At 72.3% G+C, this 13927-nt stretch carries 13 protein-coding genes; 5 read left to right on the top strand and 8 right to left on the bottom strand.

Features of this window, described 5'->3' with window-relative positions; translation table 11 throughout:
* Positions 1 to 40: 40 nt before the first annotated feature.
* Positions 41 to 877, top strand: coding sequence for a DUF2272 domain-containing protein (locus tag R9Z33_RS00625; protein WP_318649361.1), 837 nt, complete (start codon positions 41 to 43; stop codon positions 875 to 877).
* Positions 874 to 1986, top strand: coding sequence for an NADH:flavin oxidoreductase/NADH oxidase (locus R9Z33_RS00620; protein WP_318649360.1), 1113 nt, complete (start codon positions 874 to 876; stop codon positions 1984 to 1986). Before R9Z33_RS00625 ends, R9Z33_RS00620 begins: the two co-directional genes overlap by 4 nt.
* Positions 1987 to 1992: 6 nt before the next feature.
* Here the strand turns inward: R9Z33_RS00620 and R9Z33_RS00615 are convergent, their stop codons facing one another.
* Complete coding sequence (locus tag R9Z33_RS00615; protein WP_318649359.1) at positions 1993 to 2412, bottom strand: CBS domain-containing protein; 420 nt, start codon at positions 2410 to 2412, stop codon at positions 1993 to 1995.
* 134 nt (positions 2413 to 2546) lie between these two features.
* Between R9Z33_RS00615 and R9Z33_RS00610 the strand changes: the two genes are divergently transcribed.
* On the top strand, positions 2547 to 3164 hold the full coding sequence (locus R9Z33_RS00610) for a DUF1194 domain-containing protein (RefSeq protein WP_318649358.1): 618 nt from the start codon (positions 2547 to 2549) through the stop codon (positions 3162 to 3164).
* 4 nt (positions 3165 to 3168) lie between these two features.
* Here the strand turns inward: R9Z33_RS00610 and R9Z33_RS00605 are convergent, their stop codons facing one another.
* The 7 genes from R9Z33_RS00605 to R9Z33_RS00575 all read right to left on the bottom strand — a co-directional run bounded on the left by R9Z33_RS00605 (position 3169) and on the right by R9Z33_RS00575 (position 12102).
* Positions 3169 to 4155: a tripartite tricarboxylate transporter substrate binding protein gene (locus R9Z33_RS00605; protein ID WP_318649357.1), complete on the bottom strand. Its 987-nt coding sequence runs from the start codon at positions 4153 to 4155 to the stop codon at positions 3169 to 3171.
* 30 nt (positions 4156 to 4185) lie between these two features.
* Positions 4186 to 5250, bottom strand: coding sequence for a hypothetical protein (locus tag R9Z33_RS00600; protein WP_318649356.1), 1065 nt, complete (start codon positions 5248 to 5250; stop codon positions 4186 to 4188).
* A gap of 153 nt (positions 5251 to 5403) precedes the next feature.
* On the bottom strand, positions 5404 to 6141 hold the full coding sequence (locus tag R9Z33_RS00595; protein WP_318649355.1) for a hypothetical protein: 738 nt from the start codon (positions 6139 to 6141) through the stop codon (positions 5404 to 5406).
* 76 nt (positions 6142 to 6217) lie between these two features.
* Positions 6218 to 7105: a UPF0280 family protein gene (locus R9Z33_RS00590; RefSeq protein ID WP_318649354.1), complete on the bottom strand. Its 888-nt coding sequence runs from the start codon at positions 7103 to 7105 to the stop codon at positions 6218 to 6220.
* On the bottom strand, positions 7102 to 8607 hold the full coding sequence (locus tag R9Z33_RS00585; RefSeq protein WP_318649353.1) for a 6-hydroxynicotinate reductase: 1506 nt from the start codon (positions 8605 to 8607) through the stop codon (positions 7102 to 7104). The genes R9Z33_RS00590 and R9Z33_RS00585 overlap by 4 nt, the downstream gene beginning before the upstream one ends.
* Before the next feature lie 64 nt (positions 8608 to 8671).
* Positions 8672 to 11350: a molybdopterin-dependent oxidoreductase gene (locus R9Z33_RS00580; protein WP_318649352.1), complete on the bottom strand. Its 2679-nt coding sequence runs from the start codon at positions 11348 to 11350 to the stop codon at positions 8672 to 8674.
* Complete coding sequence (locus tag R9Z33_RS00575) at positions 11347 to 12102, bottom strand: FAD binding domain-containing protein (protein WP_318649351.1); 756 nt, start codon at positions 12100 to 12102, stop codon at positions 11347 to 11349. Before R9Z33_RS00575 ends, R9Z33_RS00580 begins: the two co-directional genes overlap by 4 nt.
* A gap of 70 nt (positions 12103 to 12172) precedes the next feature.
* Here R9Z33_RS00575 and R9Z33_RS00570 point away from each other — a divergent pair, with 70 nt between their 5' ends.
* Positions 12173 to 13327, top strand: coding sequence for an amidohydrolase family protein (locus tag R9Z33_RS00570; RefSeq protein WP_318649350.1), 1155 nt, complete (start codon positions 12173 to 12175; stop codon positions 13325 to 13327).
* Positions 13324 to 13902: an amino acid synthesis family protein gene (locus tag R9Z33_RS00565; protein ID WP_318649349.1), complete on the top strand. Its 579-nt coding sequence runs from the start codon at positions 13324 to 13326 to the stop codon at positions 13900 to 13902. Before R9Z33_RS00570 ends, R9Z33_RS00565 begins: the two co-directional genes overlap by 4 nt.
* The last annotated feature ends 25 nt before the right edge of the window (positions 13903 to 13927 follow it).

Raw genomic sequence — 13927 nt, 5'->3', positions numbered from 1 at the left:
CCGTCTTGCCCGCAAGGATAGGCTTTGGCAGAGACAGGGGGTGCTCCGTCTCCTGCCCCTGCTGGCCTTGCTTGCGGCCTGCGCGGCGCCGCCGCCCGCGGCGCAGCTGCCCCAGCCGCTGAGCTACCCGCCGGCCGCGCGCGAGCGGATGCTGCGCCTGGCGCTCGCCGAATGGCAGGATTGGGGCTGCGTCACGGTGGGCCTGCCAGGCCCCGCGGGCCTGCCCTGTGCGCCGCGCGAGGCGGCACGCCCCGAAAGCGCGCCGGAGAACTTCCCCCGCGTGCTCGCCTATTGGCGCGCCGTGCCGCAATCGGGCGAGGCGATCCCGGCCAACCGCACGCGCTACCAACGCGCGCTCGAGGGCACCGGCGGCGGCAATCCAGGAACCCCCCTTTGGGCCGAGCCCTTCTGGTCCGCGGCCTTCATCTCCTGGGTGATCGGCGCGGCCGGCGTGGATGCGCCGGAATTCGCGCCCGATGCCGCGCATGCCCGCTATCTCGACCACCTGGATGCGCTGGCCGCCGCCTGGCCCGCCCAGGCGCCCTTCCTGCCGCGCGACCCCGCCCTCTACGCGCCCGCGCCGGGCGACCTCGTCTGCCGCGACCGTTCCAGCCGGCCCTTGCGCGACTGGGCCGAGCGCGCGGAGGAGCGCGGCCGATTCCGCCCCATGCATTGCGACATCGTCGTCCATGCCGCCCCTGGCGTGGTGGAGGCGGTGGGTGGCAATGTGAGCGACACGGTGGCGCTGGCGCGCTGGGCGACGGATGGGGAAGGGCGCCTGCTGCCCGAGCCCCGGCCGTTTCTCGTCATCATGGAAAACCGCCTCGGCCGCACGCCGCCCTTTGCGTCTTCTTCACTCCAGGATCCCCGCTCATGACCGATCTGTTCAGCCCGCTCACCCTGCGCGGCGTCACCTTCCGCAACCGCATCGGCGTCTCGCCCATGTGCCAGTATTGCGCGGGCGAGGACGGCAAGCCGACGGATTGGCACATGGCGCACCTCGTCTCCCGCGCCGTCGCCGGCCCGGGCATGGTGATGACCGAGGCCGCCGCGGTGACGCCGGAAGGCCGCATCAGCCCAGGTGACCTCGGCATCTGGAGCGATGACCAGCTGGCCGGGCATACCCGCCTGGTCAACGCCATGGCCGCGATGGGCACGGTGCCGGCCATCCAGCTCGCGCATTCCGGCCGCAAGGGCAGCCGCCTGCCGGCCTGGGAAACCGGCCCCGCCGTGCCGGGCTGGGAGGCGCTGGCCCCGAGTGCCACGCCCTTCCAGGGCTACGCCACGCCGCGCGCGATGAGCGAGGCCGAGATCCTCGGCACCATCCAGGCCTTCGCCGATGCGGCGGTGCGCTCGGTCAAGGCGGGCTACACCTTCATCGAGCTGCACGCCGCCCATGGCTATCTGGTGCATCAGTTCCTCTCGCCCATCTCCAACCTCCGCAATGATTCCTGGGGCGGCGATTTCGAGGGCCGCACGCGGCTGCTGCGCGAGATCACCCGCGCGACCCGCGCCGTGATCCCGGATTCCATGCCGCTTGGCGTCCGCATCTCCCACACCGACTGGGTGGAAGGTGGCTGGAATACCGAGGAGAGCGTGATGCTGGCCGAACGCCTCAAGGCGCTGGGCGTGGATGTGGTGGATGTGAGCTCGGGCGGCCTCGATGCCGGCCAGAAGATCCCGCTCGGCCCGGGCTACCAGGTGCCTGGGGCGGAGGCGGTGAAGAAGGGGGCCGGCATCCCCGTCATGGCGGTCGGCCTCATCACCGAGCCGGCGCAGGCCCAGGCCATCCTGGACGAGGGCAAGGCGGACATGATCCTGCTGGCCCGCGCCTTCCTGCGCGACCCCTATTGGGTGGTGAATGCCGCAGTGGCGCTGGGCCGCATCGAGGCGCTGAAGATCCCGCCGCAATATGACCGCGCCTGGGGCAGCCTCGCCAAGTTCAAGACCGACCCGGCGATCGGCAAGCCGCTGCCCCCGCTTTAGGCCGGGCTACCGCAGCACCTCGAAGAAGCCCGTCTCCTCATCCATCCGGCGGTGCTCCTGGGTGCGGAAGTCGTAACGCGAGACGATGCCGAGCAGATGCCCGTCCTCCACGACGGGCAGGTGCCGGAAACCGCCATCGGTCATCAGGCGCAGCGCGTCATGCGCGCGGTCATGCGGGCTGAGGCAGCAGGGCTCGGCCGTCATCACCTGGCCCACCAGCGTCCGCTGGGGGTCGAGGCCGACGGCCAGCGCATGCACCGCGTCCCGCCCGGTGAAGATGCCGAGCAGGCGGTGCCCTTCCACGATCAGCACCGCGCCCACACGGCGCTTGTGCATCGCGGCGCAGGCCTCCTGCACCGTGGCGCCGGGGCCCAGCGTCAGGGGATTCTGGTGGCGGACCATCTCCGCCATGGTGCGCGTCTGCATGGGTCAGATCCTCTGCGTTGCGGATGACATTGCCATGACAACGCGGCCGCCGCCTTGCGGTGGCGCAACCCTGCGCCGGATTCCGGAGCGCGGAAAGGCTGGCGGCCCGGCGGCGATGATGCGAGGAAGGGCCGATGGAGGCGGTGGATCTGGCCCTGGTGCTCGCCGTGGATGTCTCGGCCAGCGTGGATTTTGATGAATTCGCCTTGATGCTGGGCGGCCTCGCCACCGCCTTCGAGGATGCGGCCGTGATCGCCGCCGCAACCGGCGGCCCGCGCGGCGCGGTGGCGGTGGCCGCGCTCTTCTGGTCCGAAGCGCAGGAGGTGGCGCTGCCCTGGACGCGTCTCGCTACCGCCGAGGACGGCGCGGCCATCGCCGCGGCCCTGCTGGCGGCCCCCCGGCTGCCGCGGGCTGGTGCCACGGCCCTGGGCGAGGGGCTGGTCGCCGCCCTCACCCTGCTCGGCCGCTGCCCGGCGCCGGCCAACCGCCAGGTGGTGGACCTCTCGGGCGATGGCGCGGGCAATCGCGGCCGCGCCTCGGGCCCGGTGCGGGATGTGGCGGTGGCGGCGGGCGTGGTCATCAACGGCCTCGCCGTGCTGAACGAGGAGCCGGACCTGTTGCAGCACTACGCGGCGGAGGTGATCGGCGGCCCCGGCAGCTTCGCCATGCCCTGCGCCGACTACGCCGATTTCGCCGAGGCGATCGGCCGCAAGCTGGTGCGCGAGATGCGCGGGCCGGCCCTCGAGTCGTGAGGCCTCAGCTCTCCACGCGGATCTGGTTCACGCGCACCACCTCGCCCCAGCGGGCATAGTCCTCCGCCATGAGCCGACCCATCTCCTCCGCGCTGCCGCCGCCCGGCTCGGCGCCGCGGCTGGTCATGCGCTCGCGGATGGAAGGCTCGCCCAGGGCGGCGTTCAGCGCGGCATTGAGGCGGGCGACGATCTCGGGCGGCGTGCCGCGCGGCGCGAAGAGGCCGGTCCAGGTGTAGAAGGCGAAGTCGTTGAGGCCCTGCTGCTCCGCCGTGGGCAGGTCGGGAAAGGCGGGGCTGCGCGTCCGGCCGGTGGCCAGGACGCAGCGCAGCTGCCCGGCCTGCACCAGGGGCGCGACCACCGAGGCGCCGTCGAACATCAGGCTGAACCGCCCGGCGACGAAATCCGCCATCGCCGGGCCCGAGCCGCGATAGGCCATCTGCGTCATCTCGGGCTTGCCCAGGCGCTCGCGGAACAGCTCCATCGCGATATGGGTCAGGCTGCCCGTGCTGGTGGAGCCATACTGGATCGAGCCGCGCGGCTGGGCGGCGATCCAGGCGCGCAGCTCCGCCAGATTCCGTACATTGAGCGAGGGATGCGTGCAGAGGATGAGCGAGGACCGCAGGATGAGGCCGATCGGCACCATTTCGCGCGGGTCGATCATCATGCCTTCCATGGTGTGCGGGTTGATCACCATGGGCGAGATGTTGCCCGCCAGCAGCGTATAGCCATCTGGCCGGGCGGCCATCACCGCCTCAGTCCCCAGATTGCCGCCGGCCCCGGCCCGGTTGTCGATGGCGACGGAGACGCCGAGCGCCTTCTGCAAGCCCGACTGGACCACGCGGGCTGCGAAATCCGTCTGCCCCCCCGCGGGGAAGCCGACCACGAGCGTGATCGGCCGCGTCGGGTTCCAGATGCCCTGGGCACGCAGCCCGGGGGCCGGGAGCGTGGCGGCGGCGAGGGCGAGGGCGCCGCGACGGCTGAAACGCGCCATGATCTTCGCCTCCCCCCTTCCCGCCTTGGCCTAGCGCGGCGGCTGGGCGGCGCGGGCCTCCGTCAGCTCGCGCTGTGCGGTCTCAAGCGCGGTTCGAAGCTGCGCGGCGGCGGCCTCGGCGGCGGTGAGGCGGCCCTGGAGCGCGGTGCGCTCGGCGGTGGCGGCCGACTGGGCCTGGGCCAGCGCGGCCTCGGCGGCGGTGAGGCGGCCCTGCAGCGCCGTGCGCTCGGTGCCGGCGGCCTGGGCTTGCGCCTGCGCCTGGGCCTGAGTCGGGGCCACGGCCGCCTCGGCCGCGGTGAGGCGGGTCTGCAGGGCGGTGCGCTCACCGGCGGCGGCGGCCAACCGCTGGTCGCGCTGGCCGATCTCGGCCGTGGCGGTGGCGACCGCCTGGGTCAGCGCCGCCTGCGCCTGGGTGGCGACGCCTTCCGCGGTCCGCAGCCGCGTCTCCAGCGCCTGGATGGCGGCGCCGCGCTGGTCGAGTTCGGCGCGCATGGCGACGCTCTCGAAGCGGGCAAGGTCGAGGTCGGTGCGCAGCGCCTGGATCTCGGCGGCGGCATTGGCCTCCAGCGCGGCGAGCGCGGCGACGGCCAGGGCCAGCTGCTGGCGCGCCGCCTCGGCGCGGGCGGGCGCGGTGGCGGCGAGGCTGCCGGGGGCGGAGCTGACCGCCTCGGCCACCAGGCGGCAAGTGCGGAGCTGGCGGTCGCCCGAGAAGATGCCGCCGGCCAGGTCGAAGCGCGTGTCGGAGGTGGCAGGGCCGGCGAAGCGCAGGCTCCAGCGGTCATTGCCGCGGCTGCGCTCCACCGTCGCCGTCATCTGGCCGTTCTCGATGCGGGCGTTGAAGCGGCTGCTCTCATCCAGGCCCTGCGCGGTGCGGCCGCTGCGGCTGCGGGTCGCGGCATTCTGCGTGACGGGTGCGGTGAAGCGCTCGGTGAAGGCGGCCTGGTTGCCGCTGGCCGTGCAGCTCATGGTGAATTGCCAGTTGCCGTCATACTCGACGGCGGCGGCCGGCGCCGCGGCGAGCAGAGGGGCGGCGAACAGTGCCAGGGCAGCCGCGCGCAGCGCCGGCCGGGTGAGCGTGACGTGATGGCTGCGCATTGCAGAAGCCTCCTTGGAAGACGCGGGTCTGGACATCGCCCGCGCGGGAGAGAAGCAGGGAATGCGCTGTCTCACAATCTGGTAATTTCGCTGGCGGTGGGCGGCGGCGGGATTTCCGCCGCCCGGTGCATGCCGGGTCCGGTAGGCGCCGGGTCAGGCGCCCTTCTGCTCCGGCCTGCCGCCGCGCCCGCGCCCGGGGGGGTCGCTCGGGTCGTTGTCGGTCGGCCCGGCCGGCGCCGGCCGGGCGCCGCCACGGCCCTGGCCGGGCGGGTCGGTCGGGTCGGAATCGCTCTGGCCGCGCGGGGCATTGCCGCCGCGACCCTGCCCGGGTGGGTCGGTCGGGTCGGAATCGCTCTGGCCCTGGCGGGGCGCATTGCCGCGGCCGCGGCCCTGGCCGGGCGGGTCGGTCGGGTCGGAATCGCTCTGGCCCTGGCGTGGCGCATTGCCGCCGCGGCCCTGTCCGGGTGGGTCGGTCGGGTCGGAATCGCTTTGGCCGCGCGGGGCATTGCCGCCGCGACCCTGCCCGGGTGGGTCGGTCGGGTCGGAATCGCTCTGGCCCTGGCGTGGCGTATTGCCGCCGCGGCCCTGTCCGGGCGGGTCGGTCGGGTCGGAGTCGCTCTGGCCGCGCGGGGCATTGCCGCCGCGGCCCTGGCCTGCCGGATCCGTCGGATCGGAATCGCTGCGGCCCTGCTGGCCCGGCCGGGGCGCGTTGCCGCCACGGCCATTGCCGGCGGGGTCGTTCGGGTCGGCGTCGGTCAGGCCGCTTTGCGGCGGGCGGGGGCCGGATTTCGTGCCCTGTGCCAGGGCCCCCGCGCCCGAGGCCGCACTGCCCAGGGCCACCAGGTTCACCACCAGCAAGCGGCGGCGAAGCCGTGGGTCGAATTCTGTCATGCGTGCCTCCTCAATCGGGAGGGATTCTACGCTGGCACCGCTCGGATTGCACGCGCAACGGAGGCGGATTTTTGCGTCAGGGCGGGACGACCACCTGCTCCATCGCCGCCAGCACGCCGGCCGCCCCCACCAGCCGGAGCCGACCTTGCAGGCGCAGGCAGGCGCCCAGGATCAGGCCGCGCGCCAGCAGCCCCTCGGCGCAGCGCTCGCCCGCATCCAGCGCCGTGCCCACCGCCTCTTCCGGCAGGGCGCCCACCTCCACCGTCACATGCAGGTCGCGCAGGTCGCTGTCGGGGTCGAGTTCGCAGGCCCGGGCGCGGGAGATGGCCGGATGGTCCACATCCACCGCATTGGCGATGATGCTGGCCGCCGCATCCGCCTCCGGCGCGCGGGCGGCAAGCACGGTCACCGCATCGGCGATGCCCCGGCTGAAGCTGCGCCCCCGCCAGCCCGAGGTGGCGATGCCGCGCACCGCATCGCCGCCGCGAATCACCGCGAGGCCGCTGGGCTCCGGCCGCGCCGGATCCTCGACGAGCCCGACGCGCAGGGTGCTGGCGGGCGAGAGGTGCAGCGCGATGTCGCCGCCATTGTTCACATGCGCGAGGCTGATGCCCGGCACCGCGATGATGGCGCGCAGCACATGCTCGGCGACGGCGCCGGCCACCGCGACCATGGGCGTCACATAATGCATGCGGTGCGGCCAGGCGGCCTCGGCCATGCGCTTCGCGACCGGATGGGTGAAGGCGGGCATGCGCCCCATCAGCGGCGCGCGCAGCAGGGCCAATTCGCGGGAGAGGCCGGGCAGCACGCCATGCAGCCCCTGCCAGGCCGCCTCCCGCGCCTCGATCACCGCGGCGCGGGCCCCTTCCAGCCCGATGACGAGGTCAATGGGCCCGTCCTGCAGGTGCAGCCGCCCATCGGGCAGCAGGGCACGGCGCGGCGGGGGCCACTCGACCTCGGTCATCCCGGGCTCTGTCGTCCGGGGGCGCCCGGCCAGGGCCCGGGGGCCCCCGGCCAGGGATTATCGCGCAGCCACTCGCCGCGCAGCGCGGCATTCCCCTCCTGCTCCAGCAGGGTGGCAAGGCTGATGGCCTGGTCCACATGCCCGCCCAGGGCGGCGTAGAGATCGGCGCGCAGGGTGAATTCGAGCGGCGCCACGAGGGCGGGCGTCGGCACATGGCCGAAGGCCTTGTCCGGCAGGCGCAGGACGTCCGCCATGATCGTGATGCCGCCTCCCGGATACAGGTAGCAGGGCGCACCCCCCATCGTGACCGTAACCTCGCCACGCTGCACGGCCCGCGTCAACAGGATCGGATTCTCCGTGACCCCCGCGCGCAGCGAACCGCCCGCGCCGGCCATGAACAGGATGGAGGTCAGCGCCGGCTCGCAATTCTCGCCGATGCGCGCCACGGTGGCGGCCACGGCGGCCGGCACCGGGGCGGGGACGGGGCGCAGCGCCTCATCGAGCTCGACATAGAGGAAATCCTCGCCTGTCGTGCTGGTCAGCAGCAGGCGCAGCCCAGGCCAGGCGAGCTTGGGGTCGATGCTCTCGATGAGCGAGAGCGGGTCCGTCACATCGGTGCCGCCCCAGCCGCTGCCGGGATGCGCCACCTGGAAATACCGCCCGGGGGTGGAGCGCCGGCCGCGCACGCGGATGCCGGAGGCGCGCATGTTCAGGCATTTGCCGGCCTGGTGCTCGGTCAGCACGCCAGTGATGTGGTCATCCACCACGATCACCTCATCCACATGCCCCTGCCATTGCTGCGCGAAGATGCCCACGGCCGCGCTGCCGCAGCCGACGCGCATCCGCGTCTCCGGCACGCCGTTCACGATGGGCGCGGCGCCGGCCTGGAGGATGAGCTTCGAGCCGCCCTCGATCTCCACCTCGATCGCCTGCTTGGAGCACAGGGCCAGCATGGCGGCGCAGGTGACATTGCCCTCGCGCTTGGAGCCGCCGGTCAGATGCCGCACGCCACCGAGGCTGAGCATCTGCGAGCCGTATTCGGCGGTGGTGACATGGCCGATCTGCTCGCCCTCATGCATCACGCGGGCGGCTTCAGGGCCGAGGTGCCGGTCCGTGTCGATCTTCGCCTTGAGGCCGCAATAGCTGAAGATGCCCTCGGTCACGACCGTCACCGTGTCCACGCCCGCATGCGTGCTGCTGACGATGAAGGGCGCGGGCTTGTAGTCGGGATAGGTGGTGCCGGCGCCGATGGCAGTGACGAAGGTGGGGCGCGTGATGCCGCCATCCCAATCCTCCGCACCCTCCAGGAAGGGCACGAGCGGCTGTTCCGTCTGGGTCAGCAGCACCAGCGGGTCGGTACGGACGAGGCGGCCGTCTTCATTCGCATAGCGATGGCAGGCACCGGCACGGCCGGGGCGGATGCGGCACAGCACAGGGCAGGCGTCGCAACGGACAATGCCATCGGCCTCGGCGGCGCCGAAGATGGAGGTGCGGTCTACCATGAGAAGAGGCCTCCGGCGGCTGGGGCCGCAAGGCCCCAGACCCCAGGACTGGGGGTGCGCTGTTCTACCATCGGCCGGTCTCCTTCAGCGCCTCCAGCACCCGATGCGGCAGCGCCGGAATGCGATGGCACTCCGCCCCCGTCGCGTCGCGGATCGCCGAGAAGATCGCGGGCGCGGTCGCCACCAGTGCGGGCTCGCCCACGCCCTTGGCGCCGTAGGGGCCGAGCGGCTCGCGCTCCTCGATCAGGATCGTCTCGATCGGCGGCACATCGCCGAAGCTCGGGATCAGGTAGTCATGCAGGTTCTCGGTGCGGCCGGGGAGATATTCCTCCATCAGCGCAAGGCCGATCCCCTGGGCGATGCCGCCATGGATCTGCCCCTCGACCAGCGTCGGGTTGATCGCGCGCCCCACATCATGCGCGGCGACGATGCGTTGCAGTTGCACGGTGCCGAGCTTCACATCCACCGCCAGCGCGCAGAGCTGCGCGGCGAAGCCATAGGTGGCGTAGGGAATGCCCTGGCCATTGGCGTCGAGCGGGATGGTCGGCGGGTCGAAGCGGCCATGCCCCTCGATGGGGGCCGCGGGCCGGAAGGGCGCGCCATCCAGTGTGAGGGCGCCATTCCACCCCAGCACGCCATTGCTGCCGCGCAGGATCTTGGCCCGCAGGTCGAGCGCGGCCTCCATAGCGGCCCGCCCGCTGACGAAGGTCTGGCGCGAGGCGCTGGTCTTGCCGGCATCGGGCGTCGTCGCCGTATCGCCATTCACGTGACGCAGCGCCGAAACCGGCAGGCCGAGCGCCTCGGCCGCGATCTGCGCGAGCACGGTGGAGGAACCCTGGCCGATATCCACCGCGCCGTTGAAGAAGGTGATCCGCCCATCCGTGCCCAGCACGAGCCGCATCTCGGAAGGGTTGGACATGCCGGTATTGCCGATGCCGTACCACATGCCCGCGACGCCCACGCCATGCCGCAGCACGCCGCCCCTTGCATTGCGTGCGGCGGCTTCGGCCCGCAGTTCCGTCCAGGCCGGGCGCAGCGCCTCCAGGCAGAGGCGCTGCCCGGCGGAGTGTTCCAGAAGCTGCCCCGTGGCGGTCACATCGCCTACGGCCAGCGCGTTGCGGACGCGGAATTCCAGCCGATCCAGCCCGCAGGCATCGGCGAGCCGGTCCCACAGCGCCTCCTGCGCGATGGCGGCCTGGGGCACGCCGAAGCCACGAAAAGCGCCGGAGGGTGGCTGGTGCGTGTGCACGGCCCGCGCGCGGGCGCGGACATTCGGCACGCGATAGGGGCCGGTGGCGTGCACCGGCACGCGGCCGGCGACGGTCGGGCCCCAGCTCGCATAGGCGCCGGTGTCGTAGATCCCCTCGAAGTCGAGTGCGAGCAGACGTCCCTCCGCATCGCAGGCCGCGCGCGCGGTGATGCGCGCCGGGTGGCGCTTGGTGCTGGCCGCCATGCTCTCGGTGCGGGACCAGATGGCGCGGACCGGATGCTCCATCACCCAGGCCGCGACCGCCAGCATGGGCTGGATGCCGGCATCGAGCTTGCCACCGAACCCACCGCCACAGGCCGAGGGGATGATCCGCACCGCATCCATGGAGAGGCCCAGCACGCCGGCCACCTCCTCGCGATCCATCGCGGGGGCCTGGGTGCTGGACCAGAGCTCGATCCGGTCGCCGAGATGTTCCTTGCCGGCCTCCGGCCGGACCCGCCGCGCATAACCGGCCTCGGGCTCGATATAGGCGTGCTCGACGAAGCTGGTCTGCCAATCGCCTTCCACGACATGGGCGGCCTCGCGCAGCGCGGTCTCCACATCGCCGCGGCGCACGAAGCCTTCGGCCAGGACATTGTCGGGGAATTGCGCGTGCAGGGCGGGGGCGGTCAGCGCCGCCCGGGGATCATCCAGCGCGTCGAGCTTCTCCCAGAGGATGGGCAGTGCCTCGAAGCGCAGCGCTTCCAGGGCTTCGCGCGTGCCGATCACCGCGGCCACCGCATCGCCCCGATAGAGCGCGGTGTGTTCGGCGAAGACCGGCTGGTCCTTGATGTGCGGATAGATGCCATAGCCGTTGCGGCCGGGCACATCGGCCGCCGTCAGGAAGCGCGCGATGCCGGGATGCGCGGCGAGGAAGCCCGCCACATCGCCGAAGGTGAACCGCGCATGGGCATGCGGGCTGCGGATGGCGCGCAGCCAGAGCGCATCGGCCGGCGCCAGGTCCGCGCCATAGCGCTCGGTGCCGTCCAGCTTGGGCCCGCCATCCACGCGCGGCAGGCGGGCGCCGACCGTGCCGGTCTCGGCACTGGCTTCCACGCCGCGCACCGCGTCAATGATGCGGCGATAGCCGGTGCAGCGGCACAGCACGCCGCCCAGAGCCTGTTCCACCTCGGCCTCGGACGGCGTCGGGTTCCGCCGCAGCAATTCCGTGGCGGCGACCAGCATGCCCGGCGTGCAGATGCCGCATTGCGCCGCGCCATGCGCATGGAAGCGCGCCATCAGCGCCTGGCCCTCGGGTGTGGCCGCGATGCCCTCCACCGTTTCGACCTCGGCGCCGGCGCATTGGCCGAGGGGCGTCAGGCAGGCGCAGGCCTGCGCGCCATCCACCAGCACGGTGCAGGCGCCGCAATCGCCCGCGTCGCAGCCGAGCTTCGTGCCGGTCAGGCCGAGGCTGTCCCGCAGCGCATCGGCCAGCCGCGTGCCGCCATCCAGCGCCAGGTCGCGCGGCACGCCATTCACCAGAAGCGCCGTCATGCCGCGAGCCTCGCCTGGGCGCGGGCCACGAGTTCCGCCGCCGCAGCATGGCGATAGGCGGCGCTGCCGCGCACATCATCCATCGGCGTCAGCGCGCCGTCACCCCACAACCGCGCGACCTCCGAACAGGAGCCGACGGCGACGCGCCCCGCCGCATCGGCGGCGACCATGACAATGGAAATCACGAGATGCGACCGCGCCCCCAGCTTGAGAAACACCGAGCGCGATTGGGCGCGCTCGGCCGGCACATGCAGCGCCACCAGCAGCTCATCCGCCGCCCGCGCCGTGCGGCGATTGCCCAGGATGAAGTCATGCAGCTTGAGGCGGCGCCGGCCGCGCGCGCTGGCCAGCTCCACTTCCGCATCCAGCACCAGCAGCGGCGGCACGCCGTCGGCCGCCGGGGAGGCGTTGCAAAGATTGCCGCCGATCGTCCCGCGCGCCTGCACCTGGCGCCCGCCCACCTGCCGCGCCGATTCGCGCAGGGCGTCGAAGCCGGGCGGCAGATCCGCATCGCGCAGCGCGGCCCAGGAGGTGGCGGCGCCGATGCGCCAGGAATCGCCCTGGCGCGAGATGCCGCGCAGCTCAGGGATGGCGGTGATATCCAGCCAAGCGGCATCGGTGGGGTTGCCCCAGGCCACGCGATGCGCGCGCGCGGGGAAGACATCCGTGCCGCCCGCCATCACCTGCCAGCCGCCCTGGGCCAGAAGCGCCAGCGCCTCGTCCAATCCATCCGGCCTTCGATACGAACCCAATTCCGGTCTCCCACTTGGCGCGATGCTGCCCCGCCCATTAACCTGCTGTCACAGTTTAGGGGAGCCCGCGATGGCGCGCATACTGATCAAGGGCCTCGGCCTGGTTTTTTCCGGTGATTTCGCGCAACCGCGTCTCGATGCGGATGCGATCCTCATCGAGGGCGGAAAGATCGCCGGCATCGGCACCGCCAAGGATTTCGAGGCCGAAACCACCATCGACGCGCAGGGCTGCGCCGTCATGCCCGGCCTCATCGACAACCATGTCCACCCCGCCTTCGGCGATTGGACGCCGCGGCAGAACCAGCTCGGCTTCATCGAGGCCATGGTGCATGGCGGCACCACCACGCTGATCTCGGCGGGCGAGGTGCATCTCCCCGGCCGCCCGAAGGATGCGGTGGGCGTGAAGGCGCTCGCCATCGCCGCCCAGCGATGCTTCGCCGCCTTCCGCCCCATGGGCGCCCGTGTGCTCGCCGGCGCCCCCGTGCCCGAGCGCGGCTTTCGCGAATCCGACTACCAGGAGATGGCCGCCGGCGGCGTCACGCTGCTGGGCGAGATCGGCCTCGGCACGCTCAAGGAAGCGGATGAGGTGGTGGAGACCATGGGCTGGGCGCGCAAGGCCGGGCTCAACGCCATGATCCATTGCGGCGGCCCTTCCATCGCCGGCTCCAACCTCATGCAGGCCGAGGTGGTGATCGCCGCCGATGCCGACATCGTGGCGCATATCAATGGCGGCCCGACCTCGCTGCCGGCCGCCGAGCTGACGAAGGTGATAGCGGGCACGAAGCGCGCGATCGAGATCGTCCACAACGGCAACCCACGCAACGCCATTCATGCGCTGAAGGTGCTGACCGAGATGGGCCGGCTGGACCGCCTGGTGCTGGGCACGGACAGCCCGGCCGGCTCGGGCGTGCAGCCCTTGGGCGTCATGCGCACCATCTCGCTGCTCTGTTCGCTGGGCGGGCTGGACCCGGCCATCGCCATCGCGGCGGCGGGCGGCAACACGGCGCGCTGGCGCAACATCCAGGCCGGCGTGATCAAGCTTGGCGCGGCGGCGGACCTCGTGTTCCTGGATGCCCCCATCGGCGGCGCCGGCCGCCATGCCGACGAGGCCTTCACCTTTGGCGAACTGCCCGGCATCGGCATGGTCATGGTGGATGGCGAGGTGAAGACCATGCGCAGCCGCAACACGCCCCCGGCCGCGCGCATCCCCACGGTGCTGTCATGATCATCCGCAAGGTCCTCGTCAGCGTCGAGGAGACGCATCTCGAAATGGGACGCGAGGTCTCGCCCCCCATCCGTCGCGCCATCGCCGCCATGGTGCTGAAGAACCCCTTCGCCGGCCGCTACGTGGAGGACCTCTCGGAGCTGATCGAGGCGAGCGTGCCGCTCGGCGCGGAACTCGCGCAGCGCGCCATCGCGGCGCTCGGCATCCCGGGCGATGCGGTCCACAGCTTCGGCAAGGCCGCCATCGTGGGCGAGGATGGCGAACTGGAACACGCCGCCGCCCTGCTGCACCCCAAGATGGGCGCGCCGGTCCGCAGCGCGCTCGGCAAGGGCCCGGCGCTGATCCCCTCCGCCAAGAAGCGCGGCGGGCCGGGCACGCCGATCGACATCCCCCTGGGCCACAAGGACGCCGCCTTCGTTCGCAGCCATTTCGACGCGATCGAGGCGCGCATCACCGACGCGCCCCTGCGTGACGAGATCCTGCTCTGCCTGGCGCTGACCACCGGGGGACGGCCGCTGCCGCGCGTGGGCGGGCTGACCACCGACCAGATCATCGGCCAGGACGGCCTCCGATAATCGGGTGAACTTTTCGTAAGCGTCA

Origin of the sequence: Sediminicoccus rosea (assembly GCF_033547095.1) — a bacterium.
In the GTDB taxonomy this organism is placed as follows: domain Bacteria; phylum Pseudomonadota; class Alphaproteobacteria; order Acetobacterales; family Acetobacteraceae; genus Roseococcus; species Roseococcus rosea.
Note: the sequence above shows the minus strand (reverse complement) of the source record. Positions and strands in the feature narration are given on the sequence as shown.

What these genes read in the sequence shown, in the direction of transcription:
- R9Z33_RS00595 (WP_318649355.1), bottom strand. Translation starts at nt 6,141, where the DNA reads ATGACAGAATTCGACCCACGGCTTCGCCGCCGCTTGCTGGTGGTGAAC.
- R9Z33_RS00600 (WP_318649356.1), bottom strand. Translation starts at nt 5,250, where the DNA reads ATGCGCAGCCATCACGTCACGCTCACCCGGCCGGCGCTGCGCGCGGCT.
- R9Z33_RS00585 (WP_318649353.1), bottom strand. Translation starts at nt 8,607, where the DNA reads ATGGTAGACCGCACCTCCATCTTCGGCGCCGCCGAGGCCGATGGCATT.
- R9Z33_RS00620 (WP_318649360.1), top strand. Translation starts at nt 874, where the DNA reads ATGACCGATCTGTTCAGCCCGCTCACCCTGCGCGGCGTCACCTTCCGC.
- R9Z33_RS00570 (WP_318649350.1), top strand. Translation starts at nt 12,173, where the DNA reads ATGGCGCGCATACTGATCAAGGGCCTCGGCCTGGTTTTTTCCGGTGAT.
- R9Z33_RS00610 (WP_318649358.1), top strand. Translation starts at nt 2,547, where the DNA reads ATGGAGGCGGTGGATCTGGCCCTGGTGCTCGCCGTGGATGTCTCGGCC.
- R9Z33_RS00590 (WP_318649354.1), bottom strand. Translation starts at nt 7,105, where the DNA reads ATGACCGAGGTCGAGTGGCCCCCGCCGCGCCGTGCCCTGCTGCCCGAT.
- R9Z33_RS00580 (WP_318649352.1), bottom strand. Translation starts at nt 11,350, where the DNA reads ATGACGGCGCTTCTGGTGAATGGCGTGCCGCGCGACCTGGCGCTGGAT.
- R9Z33_RS00565 (WP_318649349.1), top strand. Translation starts at nt 13,324, where the DNA reads ATGATCATCCGCAAGGTCCTCGTCAGCGTCGAGGAGACGCATCTCGAA.
- R9Z33_RS00605 (WP_318649357.1), bottom strand. Translation starts at nt 4,155, where the DNA reads ATGGCGCGTTTCAGCCGTCGCGGCGCCCTCGCCCTCGCCGCCGCCACG.
- R9Z33_RS00615 (WP_318649359.1), bottom strand. Translation starts at nt 2,412, where the DNA reads ATGCAGACGCGCACCATGGCGGAGATGGTCCGCCACCAGAATCCCCTG.